This window comes from Paenibacillus sp. NPDC056933 (assembly GCF_042674385.1).
GTDB lineage: Bacteria > Bacillota > Bacilli > Paenibacillales > Paenibacillaceae > Paenibacillus.
The window spans coordinates 1,288,655-1,303,953 of record NZ_JBHUQN010000001.1; the positions used below are offsets into that span (position 1 = coordinate 1,288,655).

Sequence of the window (15,299 nt, forward strand, 5' to 3'; positions counted from 1 at the left end):
TTTGTTCAGACCTCTTGTGATCTGGCCAACACCTCATTGGTATACTGTTCTCCCCAGTCACGCATGCTGTAGATAATGGGACGCAGGGTTTCGCCAAATGGGGTAAGAGAGTATTCCACTTTAGGCGGAACCTGAGGATATATTTCCCTGTGTACAATTCCGCTGCTCTCCAGCTCTCTTAGTTGGAGAGTAAGCATTCGCTGGGTGATGTCAGGGAATAATTTTCTGAGCTCATTAAATCTTAATGAACCAGAGAACAAGTGATATAGAATGGCGCCTTTCCATTTGCCTCCGATGACACTAAGGGTTACTTCTACGGAACAGCCATAAGGCGCGGGACATGCGTCGGTCGAAATCTTTTTCAATATAGGTGCACCTCCAGTCGTGGTGGTTAGTCATGGTATCGAATAGAATACTACATTCCATAAATGTACGTATGGTTATCTACGAGCATATCACTTCTCATGCAGATTATAAACCCCTATACACCGAGGTGATGTTAAGAACAAAGAACCCCGGTTTCATTTTCCGAAACGTCGAGGTTCTGATGACTGAAATAGTTTAGTTATATCAAGGCGTCCAAGGAGTATGCTCCTGCACCAGCAAGTGCAACACCGATTAATGATCCGAGCATAACCAGATTGTATTCAAATCCACCGTTCATATTCCAAAGTCCCTTATCTGCATGGACTTTTGCTATAGCAACGAGCAACAAGATGACGAGCAAAATGGCCCCAACAATAGTCCATAGACCTACCCCAAAAAGAAATCCGCCGATTAATTCGATAAGCCCCCCGCTGACGGCCATAACTCGTGCAGGCTTCAGACCCATCGCTCCAAAAAATTCGGCTGTTCCTGATAACCCCTCTCCGCCAAACCAGCCAAACAGTTTCTTGCATGCATGACCCATCATTATGAAACCAATAACAAGTCGAATGATAAGTAATCCGGTGTCCAGCATTGTGTTATTTCCTCTTCTCTGGATTATATAAATGGTGGAACCTATATTGTATTCGTAGTTGCGTCAGATCAGTGAAGCTAGGATGGTATCACATAACGCCATGGTTCCGATATTATCCTTGCCGCTGGAATGTGGAACAGACTTGTTCTTGCAGCATTCCATGAAATGAGCCATCTCGCCTACGAAACCACGCAGATAAAGGTCTCGATAAGCGCCTGACATGGGTGAACCGGAAGGGGTATACACCGTGTCTCGTTCCTCAAGAGATTTCCAAGGGAGGCTATTCCCTGTACGAGAATGATGAATTGTAAGTGTATTAATCTCATCCGCAGACGCAAATCCGTCGTCAAAGGTGACCAGTACACTTTCGCTTTCCCGTGACCATGCGCTCATACCAGCAAAGTACGCACTGCCAACCACACCCTGCTCGAATTTCAGGGAAATGCTCTGGTTAATATGTTCTCCGTTCTTAACCGTAGTGCCTGTGACCTGCACGGCTTCCCCAAATAGAAAGCGCATCAGATCGACCATATGAATGGCAGCAAGCTTCATGAATTGTTCCTCATCTTTGCAGAACGGTGTGCTGTCTACAGCGAATTTCATTTGGAAAGAACGTACTTTACCCATTGATCCGCCCTCAATCAGTTCCTTGAGCTTCATGTAGACTGGAGCATAACGTTTCATGAATCCAACCATGACGAACACACCTGCCTTCTCGGCAGCTTCGGCTACAGCAGCAGCTTCATCAGCATTCCATCCGAGAGGTTTATCTACATATACATTTTTGCCAGCCTGAATACATTCAAGGACAAGGGCTGTCTGGTCTTGTGGTTGCGCCACAACAACGATGCCATCACAGTCTTCATTCTGCAACATCCGTTGTGCATTGTCATACGCTTTTCCTTTGCTGCCAAAACGCGTGAGGGCTGCTTCGGATCGCTCAATACTGCGAGTAGTGATGGCCTGAATTTCTGCTCCGGCTTCAACAGCAGACGGGTATATATTCGTGGATGCATGGAATCCAGCACCGATAAAACATAGTTTGACTTGACTCAAGAGGATCTCTCCCTTTATTCATAATTAGCAGAAATTAGATGGTGTAGCTCAAATGCTTCAGCATCTGTCCGGCTATAGTGTTGTTAACGGTTTGAGGAACCGGCTGAGGCCCAAGTACGAGATGTTGACGTTGCTGCACCAGATAGAGCAGGGAAGCCGCTTGCAGGGACAAGCCCAGATCCATCGTTTCAACGGGGTTGCCGCTGCCGCCAGCCAGGTTCAGCATCTCGCCCTGGGTAAGCAGCATAAGTCGACGTCCGTTAGATAGTGTGAACTGTTCGATGTCCGCTGTCAGTTGTTCCGTATGTTTCGCATCCTGGCGGAGATGTTCCAAATCCATTTCCCATGAGAAATGTCCGGCATTGGCGAGAATCGTTCCATCATTCATTTGGTTAAAATGTTCCTTTAAAATGGCATTGGGACGTCCGGTGACGGTAATGAATACTTGGGCAAATGCGAATGTATCCTCCAATCGTGCCACTCTGAACCCATCCAGAGCCGCTTCCAGGCCCGCGATCGGATCAGCTTCAACAACGACGACCTGGCTGCCCAGATTACGCAAATATCTGGCAATGCCTCGTCCGCAGGTTCCATAACCAACGATGACGAAGCGCCGGGTAGGCAAAATCAGGTTCGTGGTACGCATGAAGCCTTCAATAATGGTCTGTCCGACACCGTGTTCATTTTCCATGATTCGTTTGAGTGGACTGTCATTAATGACAATGATCGGAAAAGGAATATTCTCTCCTGTCTCTTCACGCAGCAGATTGGCCCCCGTCGTCGTTTCCTCCGTACCCCCAATCAGAGAGTTATTGTCATAATGTTGGATGAGGGTGCGCGCCAGATCAGCTCCATTATCCATGAGCAGATGGGGGTGGTGCTGGAGTACACTATGGATATTTTGCAGGTGCTGATTGCGCCTGTCTGCACGTTGGCCATAAACGATGATGCCTTCTTCTTGCAGGGCTGCAGCGACGGTGTCTTTCGTTGTGCCAGGGCTGCCAGTCAATACAACCTTGGCTCCACCGGCCTGAAGTGTTCGGCATAGAACAGCAGTTTTGGGCTCTACATGAATACAGATACCGATGGTTAAACCAGCAAAAGGCAACTCTTTGGCAAACTGGGATTTTAATTCGCCAAGCAGGGGCATATGCAATTCGGTCCAGTGAATGCTTCGTTTTCCTTGTTCAATACTCTCGTGTGTTGAGTTGAGAATCATACAAAACTCCCTTTCTGTGCAAGGTAGAGCGTATCCCGAAGGACGCTTGGTCAGCTTCTTATCTACCATAGGGAGTTTAAATGCGCTAAAAAAGGACATATGTCCTTTTTGTTTAAAGTTACAAAAAAATAGTTGCAATCATATTTTAGAGCATGTATACTCTTAATTACGGTAAAACTAGCAATTGCTTGACCGAAATGCTTTTCATCCATGATGAGAAGATACATATCATGCGGTCGTGGCGGAATTGGCAGACGCGCACGGTTCAGGTCCGTGTGGGCTAACCCCCGTGGAGGTTCGAGTCCTCTCGACCGCATCACTTTTATAAAGAAGCTCTTGAATTGTCCTCGTGACGGTTCAGGAGCTTCTTTTATTTTGAGATTTACAAGGTGTTCTACAACATAATTCCAAGGAGATAGCGATAACACTTATTGGAATGAGCATTAAAAGCAACAGCGGCCTGGCTAGGTCTTTCGCATCCAGGTCCTTTGCTGTTGCTTATATGGGATTGTTCTTTCACTTTTCGATATTGTTTATTGAAATGGCAGAGGGTTGCTTTTTTTTCAGTAGCCTATGGATTCGTATTAAAGTCGACTGGCACAATGCCTTCAGCTTTCCACACTGTGCCTCTCTTCTCATACTCAAACAACTTTTCTACGGAATTCGCGACTTGGGGTCCTAATTCACGGTCGACCAAATACAAGGCCACGTCAAGTCCCGAAGTCACGCCTCCCCCGCTCACGAAACGAGGACTATCTTCAACGACTCTTGCCTCAATCGGAATTGCACCGAGAGCTCCTAACGCAGCCATGCCCATATGATTGGTAACAGCATGTCTATCTTTTAATAAACCTTCATTGCAGGCAGTAATGTACCTCCACATACGGTAGCCACAGTAATTTCCTTATTGTTAAAAGCTTGTTTTAACATATCCGGTAAGCCTGTCTTCATGGCTTGCCTTAATATATCCGGAATGGCATCTTCCGAATCTCCAGCGGGCTTGCCCGAAGCGCCAGGGACCAAAATAATTCCCGGGCGCTTCGGGTCTAATACGGTTTGCGCTTCGAGTGCAGGTCCGTTCAGACCACTCGGTACAGAACGTTTGCCTTCTGCGGATACCAATTCTACAGTAATTGCTCCTTTGGAGTACATTCCGGCAGCAGCGAATACTTCGTATGGCGCTAAAGCGTCCATTAAATCGAAACCATCGAATAATACGATTTGAACATGCGTACTTTTGTCTTTGAATGTATCATTACTTTCTTTTATTTTCGCACTTGCTGCAGGAGCAACTAGACAAAGAACCAGTGCAAAAGGCATAAGCAATCCCCATATTTTTTTCATCTTTATCCCTGTTCCTTTCGTATAGCTTAAGGCAAAAAACGGAATTGAATCCGTTTGCTTTAAGCGATTTTTTGGAGTTCTTTTTTTAGCAGTCCCGGCGCCATGACGTTAGCAGATCTTTAAGCCTGTGTCATCCTCCTTCATCCGTTTTTGCGTAGAACGACCCCTCACTCAACTTATTTGCCGTCCGTGTCCGCAAGAAGGATCATAACAAACGTGTATCTCAAACGACGTTGTAAAAAAGTCACAAAACAATAAATAATTCATCACAAATCAGGGGGACCGTTCGTTTCTTGAGGAAAGATGATAATCTGCATCGGCATTTTTTGCGGCCATTACTTTATTTCATTAAAAAAACAGCTTTAGGCACGTGGTCGGACCCGTGTCAATTCTGGGGGAGAGTTTATTTGTTTGCTATAGTACGTTTTTTAATATGTTTGTTAGATGGAATGGGGCGCTCTAATGTAGTTGACCATAGTCTAATTAGACTATATAATATTTTTTAGTCTAATTAGACCATAACAGTAATGTAAAGGAATGAAGACTAGAATGATAAAGTCATTTTTAATGTTGGGTCAGTCTAATATGGCCGGCCGTGGATTATTGCAGGATGTCGATCCTATCTATAATGAAAAAATAAAAATGCTGCGCAATGGACAGTGGCAGATGATGACAGAGCCAATTAATTACGACCGTCCGGTTTCCGGTGTGAGCCTGGCGGCATCCTTTGCCGATGCCTGGTCGAAAGCGAATCCTGAGGAAGAAATTGGTTTGATTCCTTGTGCGGAAGGCGGTAGTTCTTTGGATGACTGGCATCCGGAACGTATTCTGTTTCAGCATGCGTTATCCGAAGCCCGCTTCGCCCTGCGGTCCAGTCAAATCTGCGGAATCCTTTGGCACCAGGGTGAGAGTGACAGTTATCGTTCGCTGCATGAAACCTATTACGAGAAATTAACCCATATTATCGAGACCCTAAGAAACGAATTGCATCTTCATGAGGTGCCGTTGATCATTGGCGGACTTGGTGATTTCCTTGGGAAGACCGGTTTTGGACAGCAAGCGACAGAGTATCGACAGGTCAATGAACAATTGCAGCACTTCGCTAACGAACAGCACAATTGTTATTTTGTCACAGCGGCAGATTTGACGGCGAATCCGGATGGCATTCATATAGACGCGGTATCGCAACGTAAATTCGGCTACCGTTATTTCGAGGCTTTTTCGAAAAGATGTCATATCATGAAACCCATCCCTGGGGAGAAGCAGTCACTGAATGTGGAGCGCGAGTATTCGAAAACAGAACAGATTTACCTTCATAGCATGGATTTGGCTTCGGGTAAAATCACGTACGCAGAATTCGAGGCGCAAATGGCGAAGGTGATGCAGCCTTGATCCCTTTGCTCATTCTTGGACTGCTCATCCAAAACCCCGGCGCTCACGGCTATGAGCTGCTGTCCTTAATGGAAAAACGCCATTATAAATACATTGTAAACTTCACCAAAGGCTCGTTTTATTACAATCTGCAGCAGCTCGAAGAAAAGGGGTGGATAGAACAGATTCAGCAGAATCCTTTAACCGGTGGACGCGAAATTCGGAACTTTAAAATCACCGAATCGGGAATGGCTGAATTCGAAGAATTAATGGTCAAATACGGCACCAAATCGGAATATGTGAACCTGCAATTTTATGGGGCGCTGCTTTTTGCCGATGAATACGACAAAAACAAATTGCAGGAACTGATTCAATCACAGATAGACCAGACGAAAACCCGAATCGCCCTCCTTGATGAGTACCTGTCTGACACACAAGAACTTCCAGGGGCAATCAATTACTACCGCCGCATGAACGAAAATTCCCGTTCCCATCACTTGGTTAACTTAGCGTGGTTTGAACAATTGAGAGCGGATATAGAAGGACATAATGCATAATAAAAAACAGCTAATAGGATACCATCTCAAGCTTTTGAAAGTGTATGCCAACCCCCGTGGTTGTTCGGGAACTCTTGAGTGCAACGAAAAAAAGGCTCGCGAAATTGCTCTTAAGGCAAATCGCGAGCTTTTTTGTTTGGTTTATTGAATATGAAATGCTGCACACATAGGCCTGCAATCGCTCCGACAATACCAAAAAGCCCAACACTGGCCATGACTTCATTTGCCTGAAAGCGGAATAAAAAAGCGATGCCGCTCCCCAATGTCGTTCCTGCGAGAAATCCGAGAGAGATCCCTGTTTCTTTGGCTAATTTCATAGGTTCACCTGCTTCGAAATGTGAGTTTAGGATTTGCAAATGTTTGAAACAGGAGGTAAAGTGTGATCAGGAAAAAACTCACAGTTTCCTTCCTTTTTTCATTTTGTGGTTTTATCCGTATTATTATGCATGACATTCTTAAGGGAGGTTGAGGCGAATGAATATGAACGAGCGAATTGCCGCATGGAACGAAGAAGCTCAGAAATGTACTTGTGGGCATGAACACCGTTTGGTGCAAATGCGGGTGTATTTGGAGCATGGGGCGATTCAGCGGTTATCTGGCTATTTGTCGGAGCAAGGGTACAGACATGTGACCGTTGTATATGATAGAAATACGGGTCCGGCAGCGGGTTACGAAGTGGTAAAGAACATTCGGGAAGCAGGCGTTCATGTGGATGAGATATGCATGCCAGGGAACAAAGCGGGGGACGTTATTGCTGATGAGGCGGCAATTGTGCAAGTCTTGCTTGGTGTAAAACAGGAAAGCCAGGCCATTATTGCTGCGGGTTCAGGAACCATTCATGATCTGGTGCGATTCGTTTGCTCCAAAATGAACAAGCCGTTTCTGTCTGTACCCACAGCGGCTTCGGTCGACGGATTTACTTCGGCAGGTGCACCTCTTATTGTAAGCAGCGTCAAGCAGACGATCCAGGCGGTACCACCTGAAGCCATTTTTGCCGATATTAATATATTGGAGCAAGCCCCCCAAGAAATGAATGCAGCCGGATTTGGAGACATGCTTGGCAAATATACATCACTGGCAGACTGGATGGTTTCCAGGGATCTTGGCGGCGAACCGTTCTGCCCCGTTGCTTATCGCATGACGGAAGAAGCGTTGAGGAACTGTGTCGATCATGTGCAGGAGATCGCCGAAGGACGGGCTGACGGGGTGACTGAATTGATGGATGCGCTGATCGTTTCAGGCATTTCCATGCTCATTATTGATCATTCTCGTCCTGCATCCGGTGGTGAACATCATCTCTCCCATCGATGGGAGATGGATCTGATGGAAGCGGGTCACCGACCCGTTCTGCATGGTGCCAAGGTGGGCGTGGCCTGTTCCCTGCTTACCGTAAAATACAAAGATCTTGCACAAAAATCCGATGAGCCGGCTTTCCGCATTTACAATTATCTGCCGGATGCATCTCAGCTTACAGCATGGCTAGGACGCGTAGGAGGCCCTACTACAACAGAACAACTAGGTGTAACCGCAGAGATGGTTGAGCATGCTTGGACCACAGCACATTTGCTTCGCGATCGGTATACAGGATTGAAATACATCAATGAGGTTCTTCATGCGGGTTTAAAATAAAGTTAAAATCATAGGGACGAATTCCATGTTACGCTCTTTGTTGTACGTACAAATTATGGGTGGTTCTGTATCATGTATAAGACAAGTTTAGTTTGTTCGGAGAGCTGGGTTTATGATGCGAGATTCTAAGTAGCATATCGTGACGAATGGTCAATCTCTTGTTATACAAGGCATTCAATGGATTAGGGCAATCGTTGTACAAGCTGAAATAGAGGATCGTTTTCAGCCTTTTCCTTTTGGGGAAGAGGTTTTTCTCGTTTGCAGGCAGAGTATTTAAACAACTTGTTCGTACAAATATCTCATAAAGATGAAGCATGTTAGAAAGGCTCTGTCTTTCCCTTGGGAATGGACAGAGCCTTTTGGTTGTTCGCTCATGTAGTTAGTTATTGTGACGATCTTTCAAGATGACATCTGCGAACAAAATAGTTTTCGGGATGCGGAAAAATTGTTCCGCTTGTTCCTGAAACGTTGCGGAAGGCAGCGTTCCCTGATGCAGCCATTTGCGGAAAGTGCCGGGGTGAACCCCGATCCAGTGGCTGACATCTGTCACCGACAAATCATGGACCATACACAAGCCTGTCAGAATACGGTTGCTAACCGGAGAACGGGTCACCGTACGCTTCATGAAACGGGAAGGCTCGGGCTGACAAATGACCGGGCTTTGACGAACCACTTCTTCATTGAAAAGAATGTGGCGCGGGTAGCCAAGCAGTTGACATGCCTTGTCCAAATTGGTACTGCCGGGTATCCGTCCTTCATACACCCACGCACTGACACTGCGTGAAGAGATGGATAGGTCTTCGGCGAGCTGGGACAACTTGATATCATTGGCCATCAGCACGGCTAGAAGAACACGGTTACGGATTTGACAGCGTGTCGGCTTTCGGAATCGTTTGACACGGACGCCTTTCCCCAAATATTTACGGTTGATCAGAGACCACGCCTGGATGGAATGTTGTTCTGGTTGATTAGGCATATTTCCTCCGATTTTTTTAACCAAATACTACAATAAGTACGGGGGTACTTTCAAGTGCCGGGTGTACCTGATTCAAACAAGCTGGTGCGCGAATCCGCTGCAAAGGAGGAGTTATGAACTAGACTAAACGAAATTCACATCCTAGTATATTCCTAGATTACAATGATTCACTAAATTTAAGGGATCAAATAGATGATGAACAAAAATAAATTAAGTCTAATTACCTATGAATAGGACTATAGTACTTTTCTGCAATTTTTGTTGATATGATGCGGTTTATTTCCCTGTTTTACCCATAAAAAATTCATTTTTGTTAATGGGATAATATTACAATATGCACAAATCTGAAATTAGAAATCCGCGAGTTCAGTCTGATATATGTCCTGTCAAAATCTCTTACTATTGCATAACTTGTATGGAGACAAATGAGAGAAGAGGTGAGTAACGTGAATCCATCGGTAAGTACCTTTGCTGCCATTTCAGGGGCAATCATGACATTTGCTTTTGGTGGATGGGATCAGTTGCTTAGCCTGCTGGCGGTTGCAATGGCTGTGGATTACATTACGGGTCTCGCGGCAGCAGTAAGATCGGGGGACGGATTGAATAGTAATATCGGATTTTGGGGGCTTGCGCGCAAAGGTCTGATGCTGACAGTTATTCTGCTTGCCCACCGAATTGACATGCTGATGGGGACTGACATTATCAAAGGGGGAGCCATCTATTTCTATCTTGTGAATGAGCTTATATCCATTACCGAAAATTATGCCCGCATCGGGCTTCCGTTGCCAAACAAGCTCAGACAGGCTATAGCAGTGCTTAAGAAACAGGAAGATTTATCTGATCGGGAATGGCCCCAACCACAGCCGGATGCGGAGAATAAGAAGTCGGAAGAACAACCGGCCGGTGCGGATAAGAAAAAGCAGTCAGACCCGACTGAACAGGGGAATGACAAGCTTCAGTAGAAACCCGGGGCGAATAAAAGTAGCTCTAATTAAATTGTCGTTGAAGAGAACGTTTCCAAGTATCCTTTCGTAATAGAGGACGTTATGATATATTTTGGATACACGAAAATTCATTCCTACCAATTAATTATACTTAAATGAGGTGCTTGTCTAATGATTAAACATATTGTGCTGTTTAAAATGAAAGATCGTTCGCCTGAAAGTATTGAAGCGGCTGCCAATGTTCTTCGCAATCTGCAAGGGAAAATTGATGTTCTTATTTCGCTTGAAGTGGGTGTGGACGTGCTTCGTTCGGAGAGATCCTTCGACATTTCACTTACGGCGGAATTTGCATCTCTGGAGGATCTCCAGGCATACCAGGTGCATCCACTACATCAGGAAGTGATCCAATATATGAACCAAGTCAGAGAGCAGTCGATTGCGGTGGACTACGAAATCTAATCTGTTACTCATTTTATTTTGGTTAAAGGGGACTGTGCATGAGCGATTTAAGAGACGTTATGGAATTTTTATATATTTTTATCGTGTTTCTGATCGCTTGTCCTGTGATATTATTTTGGCTTAAGCGAAGAGGAAAACGGAACCGATAATTCAGTGAACGGGACGTGAACAGATTGTATTATGTAAACAGGGAACAAATTGCACGCCGGCTTGCTGCCATTCCGGATGTGGCCGAGGGCCTTCGTAGCGTGTCAAAAACCTGGGATGGCAGTCTCATGCTGGGTATGGTTCAGGAACGTTGTCTTCATCTGGCCATCGAGATTGTTACCGATGTGGGGAGTTACCTCATAGACGGCTTCATCATGCGTGATGCGAGCAGTTATGACGACATTATACAGATTAACCATGAAGAGAAGGTTTTTGATGATGCAACCTATGAGGTGCTTAGTCGCCTCGTATTGTTGCGCAAGCCGCTGGTACAGGACTATTACAACTGGGAACGTGCTGAACTGCACCCGCTGAGCAGTGACTTGTCAGACGTGCTTGAACGTTTTTCCGAACAGGTCAGTACCTATGTGGAAAAAGAACTCGGGCCATTCCAAACTGCACAGGCCGAGGGACAGAGCAAGGAATGAGGGGAAACAGCATGACGAGCGAATGGAAAGAAGATAGAGAAGGAAAACAAGAAACGAATGACACACCTTCCGGATTTCATCCGGTATATATGATTGAACTTTTATTTCAGGAACGTCCCGAAGTAGACCGTGCACGTTTGCAGGAGGCACTGAATCGTCATACCGGACAAGTCCGGCTTGACGTGAAACAAGGAAATGCAGAGCATACTCCTGAGATGCTGGTTTTCTACCATTTGAACCATAAAGTCTCTTTTCAGGAAGGTGACATTCCCGCACAGACTTGTATGCTTCCGGTTACTGAAATTGCAGATCGTGCCCGTTTTGGAGGGGCTTTGCAGCAAGCCTGGCATTGGCCAGAAGCAGGACAAGCTATGAAAACGATCCAATATTCCATCCGGCTTCATGATATGTTCACGGCTGCCATGCCACGCAAACAGCGGCTTGAATTGTTCCAAAAGACGATTCAGGCGGTCATGGAAGTGTTGCCTTGTGAGGCGTTGTATTGGTATGGCAGTGACAAATTGGTTGAACCGGAAGCCTATATGCAGTCACAGGAACGTGAAGAACATCTCTATGCTGCGATGAATGTGCGTATGTACCAGGCGGGAGGCACTGAGGAACAGCGTCAGCTTGTTATGGACACGGTTGGTCTGTCAGCGCTGGGTGTGCCTGATGTTCAGTGTCATTTCATTGGGCTTGATCCAGATACGGTAGCCCAGACATTATTGGGTGCGGCATATTACATATTTGATCAGGGGGATGTTCTGCAGGACGGACAGACGCTGGGATCTTCCGGCGGACGTCGTTGGCGTTGTGAGCATCAAGCGGCACTGATTGCACCAGGACGATATGTGATTGATCTGGACCCGGGAGAAGAACATACCGCTGCTCCTCTTGAGCCAGCCCGGCAAACCTAGGGTTATTATGCTGTCGTCAGAAGGTGCGGATAAGGAGCCTAGAATTTTTTTTGCTACCCGGAGTGTCAGGTCAAGCCCTTGCTGCTTATACTGCATCAACAGAGTAGGCATTCGCCCGGATTGACGAGCAACAGAGTGTGTTGCTTGGTTAATCGGTACTTCATTAAGGTAAAGGGAGAGATGTGACGTGAAGGATTCAAACAAAAGTTTGTTGTGGGGCGCATTAATCGGTTCAGTTGTAGGTTCGGTGACAGCTCTGTTGCTGGCGCCAAAATCCGGACGTGAGTTGCGTCAGGACATTTCGGAAGGTGCACGCCAGGTGAGTGAGAAAGGTCAGGAACTGGCCAGCAAGGTGGGCGAACAAAGCTCACAGATCGTATCCAAAGTAAAAGAGACGGCAGATGTGGTCATCCAGGATATCCAATCCTGGCGCAATTGCGCTGAAGGGAAAGAAGTGCGCGTATCTGCAGTCATCAGTGATACCGATTCTTCCATTAATTCAGATGCATCGAATGAGTCGGGTATTGAAGTTGTCGCAAAGCTTCCTGTGGATGATTCCAAAGATAACATCTAAAGCAAAGCTTGAAGCGAGCAGGCTTTCCTCCATCTGGGAGGGGAGCCTGCTTTGTTGTGTGTGGTAGCGTGAAACTGCTTGCAAGGCATTTTTGTTTGAACCCTGTGATGAAATCGGGTAAGATGTAGGTACCTTTTTGCCGGAAAGTTCATACGGTAGGAAGAAAGCTCTGGAAACCAATCGTTATCAGAACCAATTCAATAAAGAAGGAAGCGGTGTGTTCGTGCAGCAAGCAATCGCTATATTAGACTCCGGTGTAGGGGGATTAACTGTCGCAAAGGAAGTCATGCGTCAACTCCCGCGGGAAAAGATCATCTATTTTGGAGATACTGCCCGGACACCGTACGGACCCCGTTCGTCCGAACAAGTTAAACAATTTACGGAACAAATCGTTGATTTCTTGATCCAGTTCAATCCGAAGGTTATTGTTATCGCCTGTAATACGGCTACTGCAGCAGCGCTCGACTATATTCGAGCCAAGGTGAATGTGCCTGTCATCGGTGTTATTCATCCAGGAGCGCGAGCAGCCATCACAGCCACACGCACAGGACGAATCGGTGTCATTGGCACCGTGGGAACGATTGGAAGTGGTGCGTATACGTCTGCACTCAAACAGTTGTCTCCCTATATTGATGTGGTCAGTCAGGCTTGTCCGGCACTTGTGCCGTTGGTGGAGCAAGGCGAATTCCGTTCCGAGCAAACGACAAGTACGGTGGAGCAATCTTTAGGCCAGATAAAACAGCAGCCGATTGATTGTCTCATTCTGGGTTGTACGCACTATCCTTTTCTCATGGATACCATTCAGGAGGTTATGGGACAGGAAGTGAAGCTGATCAGTTCGGCAGATGAAACGGCGAGGGAGATCAGCACGATTTTGTATGATAAACGAAAATTGGCCAGTGGGGATGAGACACCAGTTCATCAGTTTTTTTGCACAGGGGACCCACGCATGTTCCAGAATATTACTCGCCAATGGTTGGGAGAGCAAATCTCCAAGACGCCAGTTGTATGGCAGGTTACGAAATTATCATAGCTTCATCCTTAAATTCATTTTTTTTGGTGAGCCCGGAACTGTTAGCGTTCCGGGATTTTTTGATATCTCAGAACGTACAGGCTGCGGAGTTATGCTGGAATAATTCGCGCGATTCGTGTCACATGACGGACAACCCGATCCGCATACATATTATATACAATAAGTGCACACGTAAGAAAAGGACAGGAGATTACACCGTTTCCTACAGGGAAAGGAGAAGAACATGGAACTGCAATGGATTATTGTTCATCAGGGAGATACCTTGTCGCGTATTGCGGCAGCACACCATATGACCAAGGAGTTACTGGCTGCTCTCAACCCGGAAGCCGCGTCCCAGCCCTATTTGTTGTCAGGACAAATGCTGCGTATTACACCGGGAACCGGGCGCAGGTATGCAGTGCAGCCTGGGGAGAAGGCAGCCAGGATTGCATTGCGTTTTGGGCTGAGTGAAAAAGAATTGCGCGAAGCCAACCCTGAAATTGCGAACGTTTCGGACTGGTGCGGGCGATGTATTCATATTCCGGACTCCAATGGAAAAACTATTGTGAACATGCAAGGAGAGTATGGTTACCGTGAAATGTGCCGTGATATCCATCTGCTGGAAAAGAATTATTCTTTTATTGCTACAGGTTCGATTGGCACCAGTGTCATGGGTAAGGCATTGCCTTATTTGCGTATGGGCCAAGGTCCCCGACATATTCATGTCAACGCTTCGGTCCATGCCAATGAGTGGCTGACGACGGCAGTGCTGATGCGATTCGTTGAACAGTATGCGATAGCATATAGCACCCATACGCCATGGCATCGATTTCAGACAGAGCGTTGGATGCAAGAAACAACGTTGTGGGCAGTCCCCATGGTCAATCCGGATGGGGTTGAGCTGGTTCAGGAGGGTGTGGTTAACGAGCATCCCCATGCAGAGAAGTTGCTGGAATGGAATAGCGGGCGCTCTCATTTTACCCATTGGAAGGCCAATATACGCGGGGTAGACCTGAACGATCAGTTTCCGGCGCATTGGGAGGAAGAAGCGGCAAGAAGAGGGATAACATCACCAGGGCCAAGAGACTATGCAGGAACAGCCCCATTATCCGAACCGGAGGCGTTGGCTCTTGCACAGTGGACTGAACAGCACAACTTTGACGCTGTCGTTTCACTGCATAGTCAGGGACAGGAGATCTATTGGAACTACCGAGATTTGGAGCCCAAGGAGAGTGCGCCACTGTCTCGCAGGTTGGCAAGGGCGTCGGGGTACAAGGCAGTCAAGCTTGGGGGCAGTGATGCCGGATACAAGGATTGGTTTATACAGAAATTTCGAAAGCCGGGCTTCACGGTAGAAGTTGGGTTAGGCGTTAATCCACTCCCCGTTGAACAGTTCGATGACATCTGTGTGGAAGTCGGTATGCTGCTGGCTGAGTTGTTATCAGACGGTGAACAATAACCGCAGTCTTTAGTATATTGTTGATCTGTGTTTTTACATGATCTGGATGAGTAGAGATGAAACTTAATGCTGGTCCACTCGTATAACAGGAACGGGCGCTGTTACCGGCGTTCGTTTTTTGATCTGTACTTTGCAGCAGAGGTTCTTGATCACTCTGAATCGGGTAATGATGGGTATGAATAACGT

General features: G+C 46.5%; 17 protein-coding genes, 1 tRNA gene and 1 pseudogene. 11 read left to right on the plus strand and 8 right to left on the minus strand.

Annotated elements, in window-relative coordinates; translation table 11 throughout:
* Window positions 1-5: 5 nt before the first annotated feature.
* The 4 genes from ACFTRD_RS05935 to ACFTRD_RS05950 all read right to left on the minus strand — a co-directional run bounded on the left by ACFTRD_RS05935 (window position 6) and on the right by ACFTRD_RS05950 (window position 3,236).
* The gene (locus ACFTRD_RS05935) at window positions 6-365 is read right to left on the minus strand and encodes a winged helix-turn-helix transcriptional regulator (RefSeq protein WP_379378136.1); all 360 of its coding nucleotides are present in this window, start codon (window positions 363-365) and stop codon (window positions 6-8) included.
* Between the two features lie 200 nt (window positions 366-565).
* On the minus strand, window positions 566-961 hold the full coding sequence (locus ACFTRD_RS05940) for a DoxX family protein (RefSeq protein ID WP_379378137.1): 396 nt from the start codon (window positions 959-961) through the stop codon (window positions 566-568).
* A gap of 63 nt (window positions 962-1,024) precedes the next feature.
* A complete protein-coding gene (locus ACFTRD_RS05945) occupies window positions 1,025-2,017 on the minus strand; it encodes a Gfo/Idh/MocA family protein (RefSeq protein ID WP_379378138.1) in 993 nt (330 codons plus the stop codon).
* 34 nt (window positions 2,018-2,051) lie between these two features.
* Window positions 2,052-3,236 (minus strand): adenosylhomocysteinase, encoded by a 1,185-nt coding sequence (locus ACFTRD_RS05950; protein WP_192265870.1) that lies wholly within the window; start codon window positions 3,234-3,236, stop codon window positions 2,052-2,054.
* Window positions 3,237-3,468: 232 nt separating this feature from the next.
* Between ACFTRD_RS05950 and ACFTRD_RS05955 the strand changes: the two genes are divergently transcribed.
* Window positions 3,469-3,552, plus strand: a tRNA-Leu gene (locus ACFTRD_RS05955).
* A gap of 255 nt (window positions 3,553-3,807) precedes the next feature.
* Here ACFTRD_RS05955 and ACFTRD_RS05960 read toward each other — a convergent pair.
* Both ACFTRD_RS05960 and ACFTRD_RS05965 read right to left on the minus strand, forming a co-directional pair.
* Window positions 3,808-4,119, minus strand: coding sequence for a type 1 glutamine amidotransferase family protein (locus tag ACFTRD_RS05960; protein ID WP_379378139.1), 312 nt, complete (start codon window positions 4,117-4,119; stop codon window positions 3,808-3,810).
* Entirely contained in the window at window positions 4,080-4,580 is a 501-nt protein-coding gene (locus tag ACFTRD_RS05965; protein WP_379378140.1) for a type 1 glutamine amidotransferase family protein, read from the minus strand. Before ACFTRD_RS05965 ends, ACFTRD_RS05960 begins: the two co-directional genes overlap by 40 nt.
* A gap of 549 nt (window positions 4,581-5,129) precedes the next feature.
* Between ACFTRD_RS05965 and ACFTRD_RS05970 the strand changes: the two genes are divergently transcribed.
* Window positions 5,130-5,972: a sialate O-acetylesterase gene (locus ACFTRD_RS05970; protein WP_379378141.1), complete on the plus strand. Its 843-nt coding sequence runs from the start codon at window positions 5,130-5,132 to the stop codon at window positions 5,970-5,972.
* The gene (locus tag ACFTRD_RS05975; RefSeq protein ID WP_192265876.1) at window positions 5,969-6,508 is read left to right on the plus strand and encodes a PadR family transcriptional regulator; all 540 of its coding nucleotides are present in this window, start codon (window positions 5,969-5,971) and stop codon (window positions 6,506-6,508) included. The genes ACFTRD_RS05970 and ACFTRD_RS05975 overlap by 4 nt, the downstream gene beginning before the upstream one ends.
* A gap of 110 nt (window positions 6,509-6,618) precedes the next feature.
* Here the strand turns inward: ACFTRD_RS05975 and ACFTRD_RS05980 are convergent, their stop codons facing one another.
* A complete protein-coding gene (locus ACFTRD_RS05980; protein WP_192265878.1) occupies window positions 6,619-6,825 on the minus strand; it encodes a hypothetical protein in 207 nt (68 codons plus the stop codon).
* 157 nt (window positions 6,826-6,982) lie between these two features.
* On the opposite strand from ACFTRD_RS05980, the gene ACFTRD_RS05985 reads away from it, so the two are divergent.
* On the plus strand, window positions 6,983-8,137 hold the full coding sequence (locus tag ACFTRD_RS05985; RefSeq protein ID WP_379378142.1) for a sn-glycerol-1-phosphate dehydrogenase: 1,155 nt from the start codon (window positions 6,983-6,985) through the stop codon (window positions 8,135-8,137).
* A gap of 379 nt (window positions 8,138-8,516) precedes the next feature.
* On the opposite strand, the gene ACFTRD_RS05990 is transcribed toward ACFTRD_RS05985, so the two are convergent.
* On the minus strand, window positions 8,517-9,113 hold the full coding sequence (locus tag ACFTRD_RS05990) for a helix-turn-helix domain-containing protein (protein ID WP_192265883.1): 597 nt from the start codon (window positions 9,111-9,113) through the stop codon (window positions 8,517-8,519).
* A 425-nt stretch (window positions 9,114-9,538) separates the two neighbouring features.
* On the opposite strand from ACFTRD_RS05990, the pseudogene ACFTRD_RS05995 reads away from it, so the two are divergent.
* The 7 genes and pseudogenes from ACFTRD_RS05995 to ACFTRD_RS06025 all read left to right on the plus strand — a co-directional run.
* Window positions 9,539-9,943 (plus strand): annotated as a pseudogene (locus ACFTRD_RS05995) (phage holin family protein); the annotation flags it as partial.
* A 285-nt stretch (window positions 9,944-10,228) separates the two neighbouring features.
* The gene (locus tag ACFTRD_RS06000) at window positions 10,229-10,516 is read left to right on the plus strand and encodes a Dabb family protein (RefSeq protein WP_192265887.1); all 288 of its coding nucleotides are present in this window, start codon (window positions 10,229-10,231) and stop codon (window positions 10,514-10,516) included.
* Between the two features lie 173 nt (window positions 10,517-10,689).
* Complete coding sequence (locus ACFTRD_RS06005; RefSeq protein WP_192265889.1) at window positions 10,690-11,151, plus strand: DUF86 domain-containing protein; 462 nt, start codon at window positions 10,690-10,692, stop codon at window positions 11,149-11,151.
* An 11-nt stretch (window positions 11,152-11,162) separates the two neighbouring features.
* The gene (locus ACFTRD_RS06010) at window positions 11,163-12,068 is read left to right on the plus strand and encodes a DUF4261 domain-containing protein (RefSeq protein ID WP_192265891.1); all 906 of its coding nucleotides are present in this window, start codon (window positions 11,163-11,165) and stop codon (window positions 12,066-12,068) included.
* Window positions 12,069-12,255: 187 nt separating this feature from the next.
* Window positions 12,256-12,642, plus strand: a complete 387-nt coding sequence (locus ACFTRD_RS06015; protein WP_192265893.1) for a YtxH domain-containing protein — start codon at window positions 12,256-12,258, stop codon at window positions 12,640-12,642.
* A gap of 223 nt (window positions 12,643-12,865) precedes the next feature.
* A complete protein-coding gene (gene racE / locus ACFTRD_RS06020; protein ID WP_282189460.1) occupies window positions 12,866-13,675 on the plus strand; it encodes a glutamate racemase in 810 nt (269 codons plus the stop codon).
* A gap of 223 nt (window positions 13,676-13,898) precedes the next feature.
* On the plus strand, window positions 13,899-15,113 hold the full coding sequence (locus ACFTRD_RS06025) for a M14 family metallopeptidase (protein ID WP_379378143.1): 1,215 nt from the start codon (window positions 13,899-13,901) through the stop codon (window positions 15,111-15,113).
* Window positions 15,114-15,299: the final 186 nt, after the last annotated feature.

What these genes read in the sequence shown, in the direction of transcription:
- ACFTRD_RS05940 (WP_379378137.1), bottom strand. Translation starts at nt 961, where the DNA reads ATGCTGGACACCGGATTACTTATCATTCGACTTGTTATTGGTTTCATA.
- ACFTRD_RS05960 (WP_379378139.1), bottom strand. Translation starts at nt 4,119, where the DNA reads ATGTGGAGGTACATTACTGCCTGCAATGAAGGTTTATTAAAAGATAGA.
- ACFTRD_RS05985 (WP_379378142.1), top strand. Translation starts at nt 6,983, where the DNA reads ATGAATATGAACGAGCGAATTGCCGCATGGAACGAAGAAGCTCAGAAA.
- ACFTRD_RS05970 (WP_379378141.1), top strand. Translation starts at nt 5,130, where the DNA reads ATGATAAAGTCATTTTTAATGTTGGGTCAGTCTAATATGGCCGGCCGT.
- ACFTRD_RS06010 (WP_192265891.1), top strand. Translation starts at nt 11,163, where the DNA reads ATGACGAGCGAATGGAAAGAAGATAGAGAAGGAAAACAAGAAACGAAT.
- ACFTRD_RS05990 (WP_192265883.1), bottom strand. Translation starts at nt 9,113, where the DNA reads ATGCCTAATCAACCAGAACAACATTCCATCCAGGCGTGGTCTCTGATC.
- ACFTRD_RS06000 (WP_192265887.1), top strand. Translation starts at nt 10,229, where the DNA reads ATGATTAAACATATTGTGCTGTTTAAAATGAAAGATCGTTCGCCTGAA.
- ACFTRD_RS05980 (WP_192265878.1), bottom strand. Translation starts at nt 6,825, where the DNA reads ATGAAATTAGCCAAAGAAACAGGGATCTCTCTCGGATTTCTCGCAGGA.
- ACFTRD_RS05950 (WP_192265870.1), bottom strand. Translation starts at nt 3,236, where the DNA reads ATGATTCTCAACTCAACACACGAGAGTATTGAACAAGGAAAACGAAGC.
- ACFTRD_RS05965 (WP_379378140.1), bottom strand. Translation starts at nt 4,580, where the DNA reads ATGAAAAAAATATGGGGATTGCTTATGCCTTTTGCACTGGTTCTTTGT.
- ACFTRD_RS06025 (WP_379378143.1), top strand. Translation starts at nt 13,899, where the DNA reads ATGGAACTGCAATGGATTATTGTTCATCAGGGAGATACCTTGTCGCGT.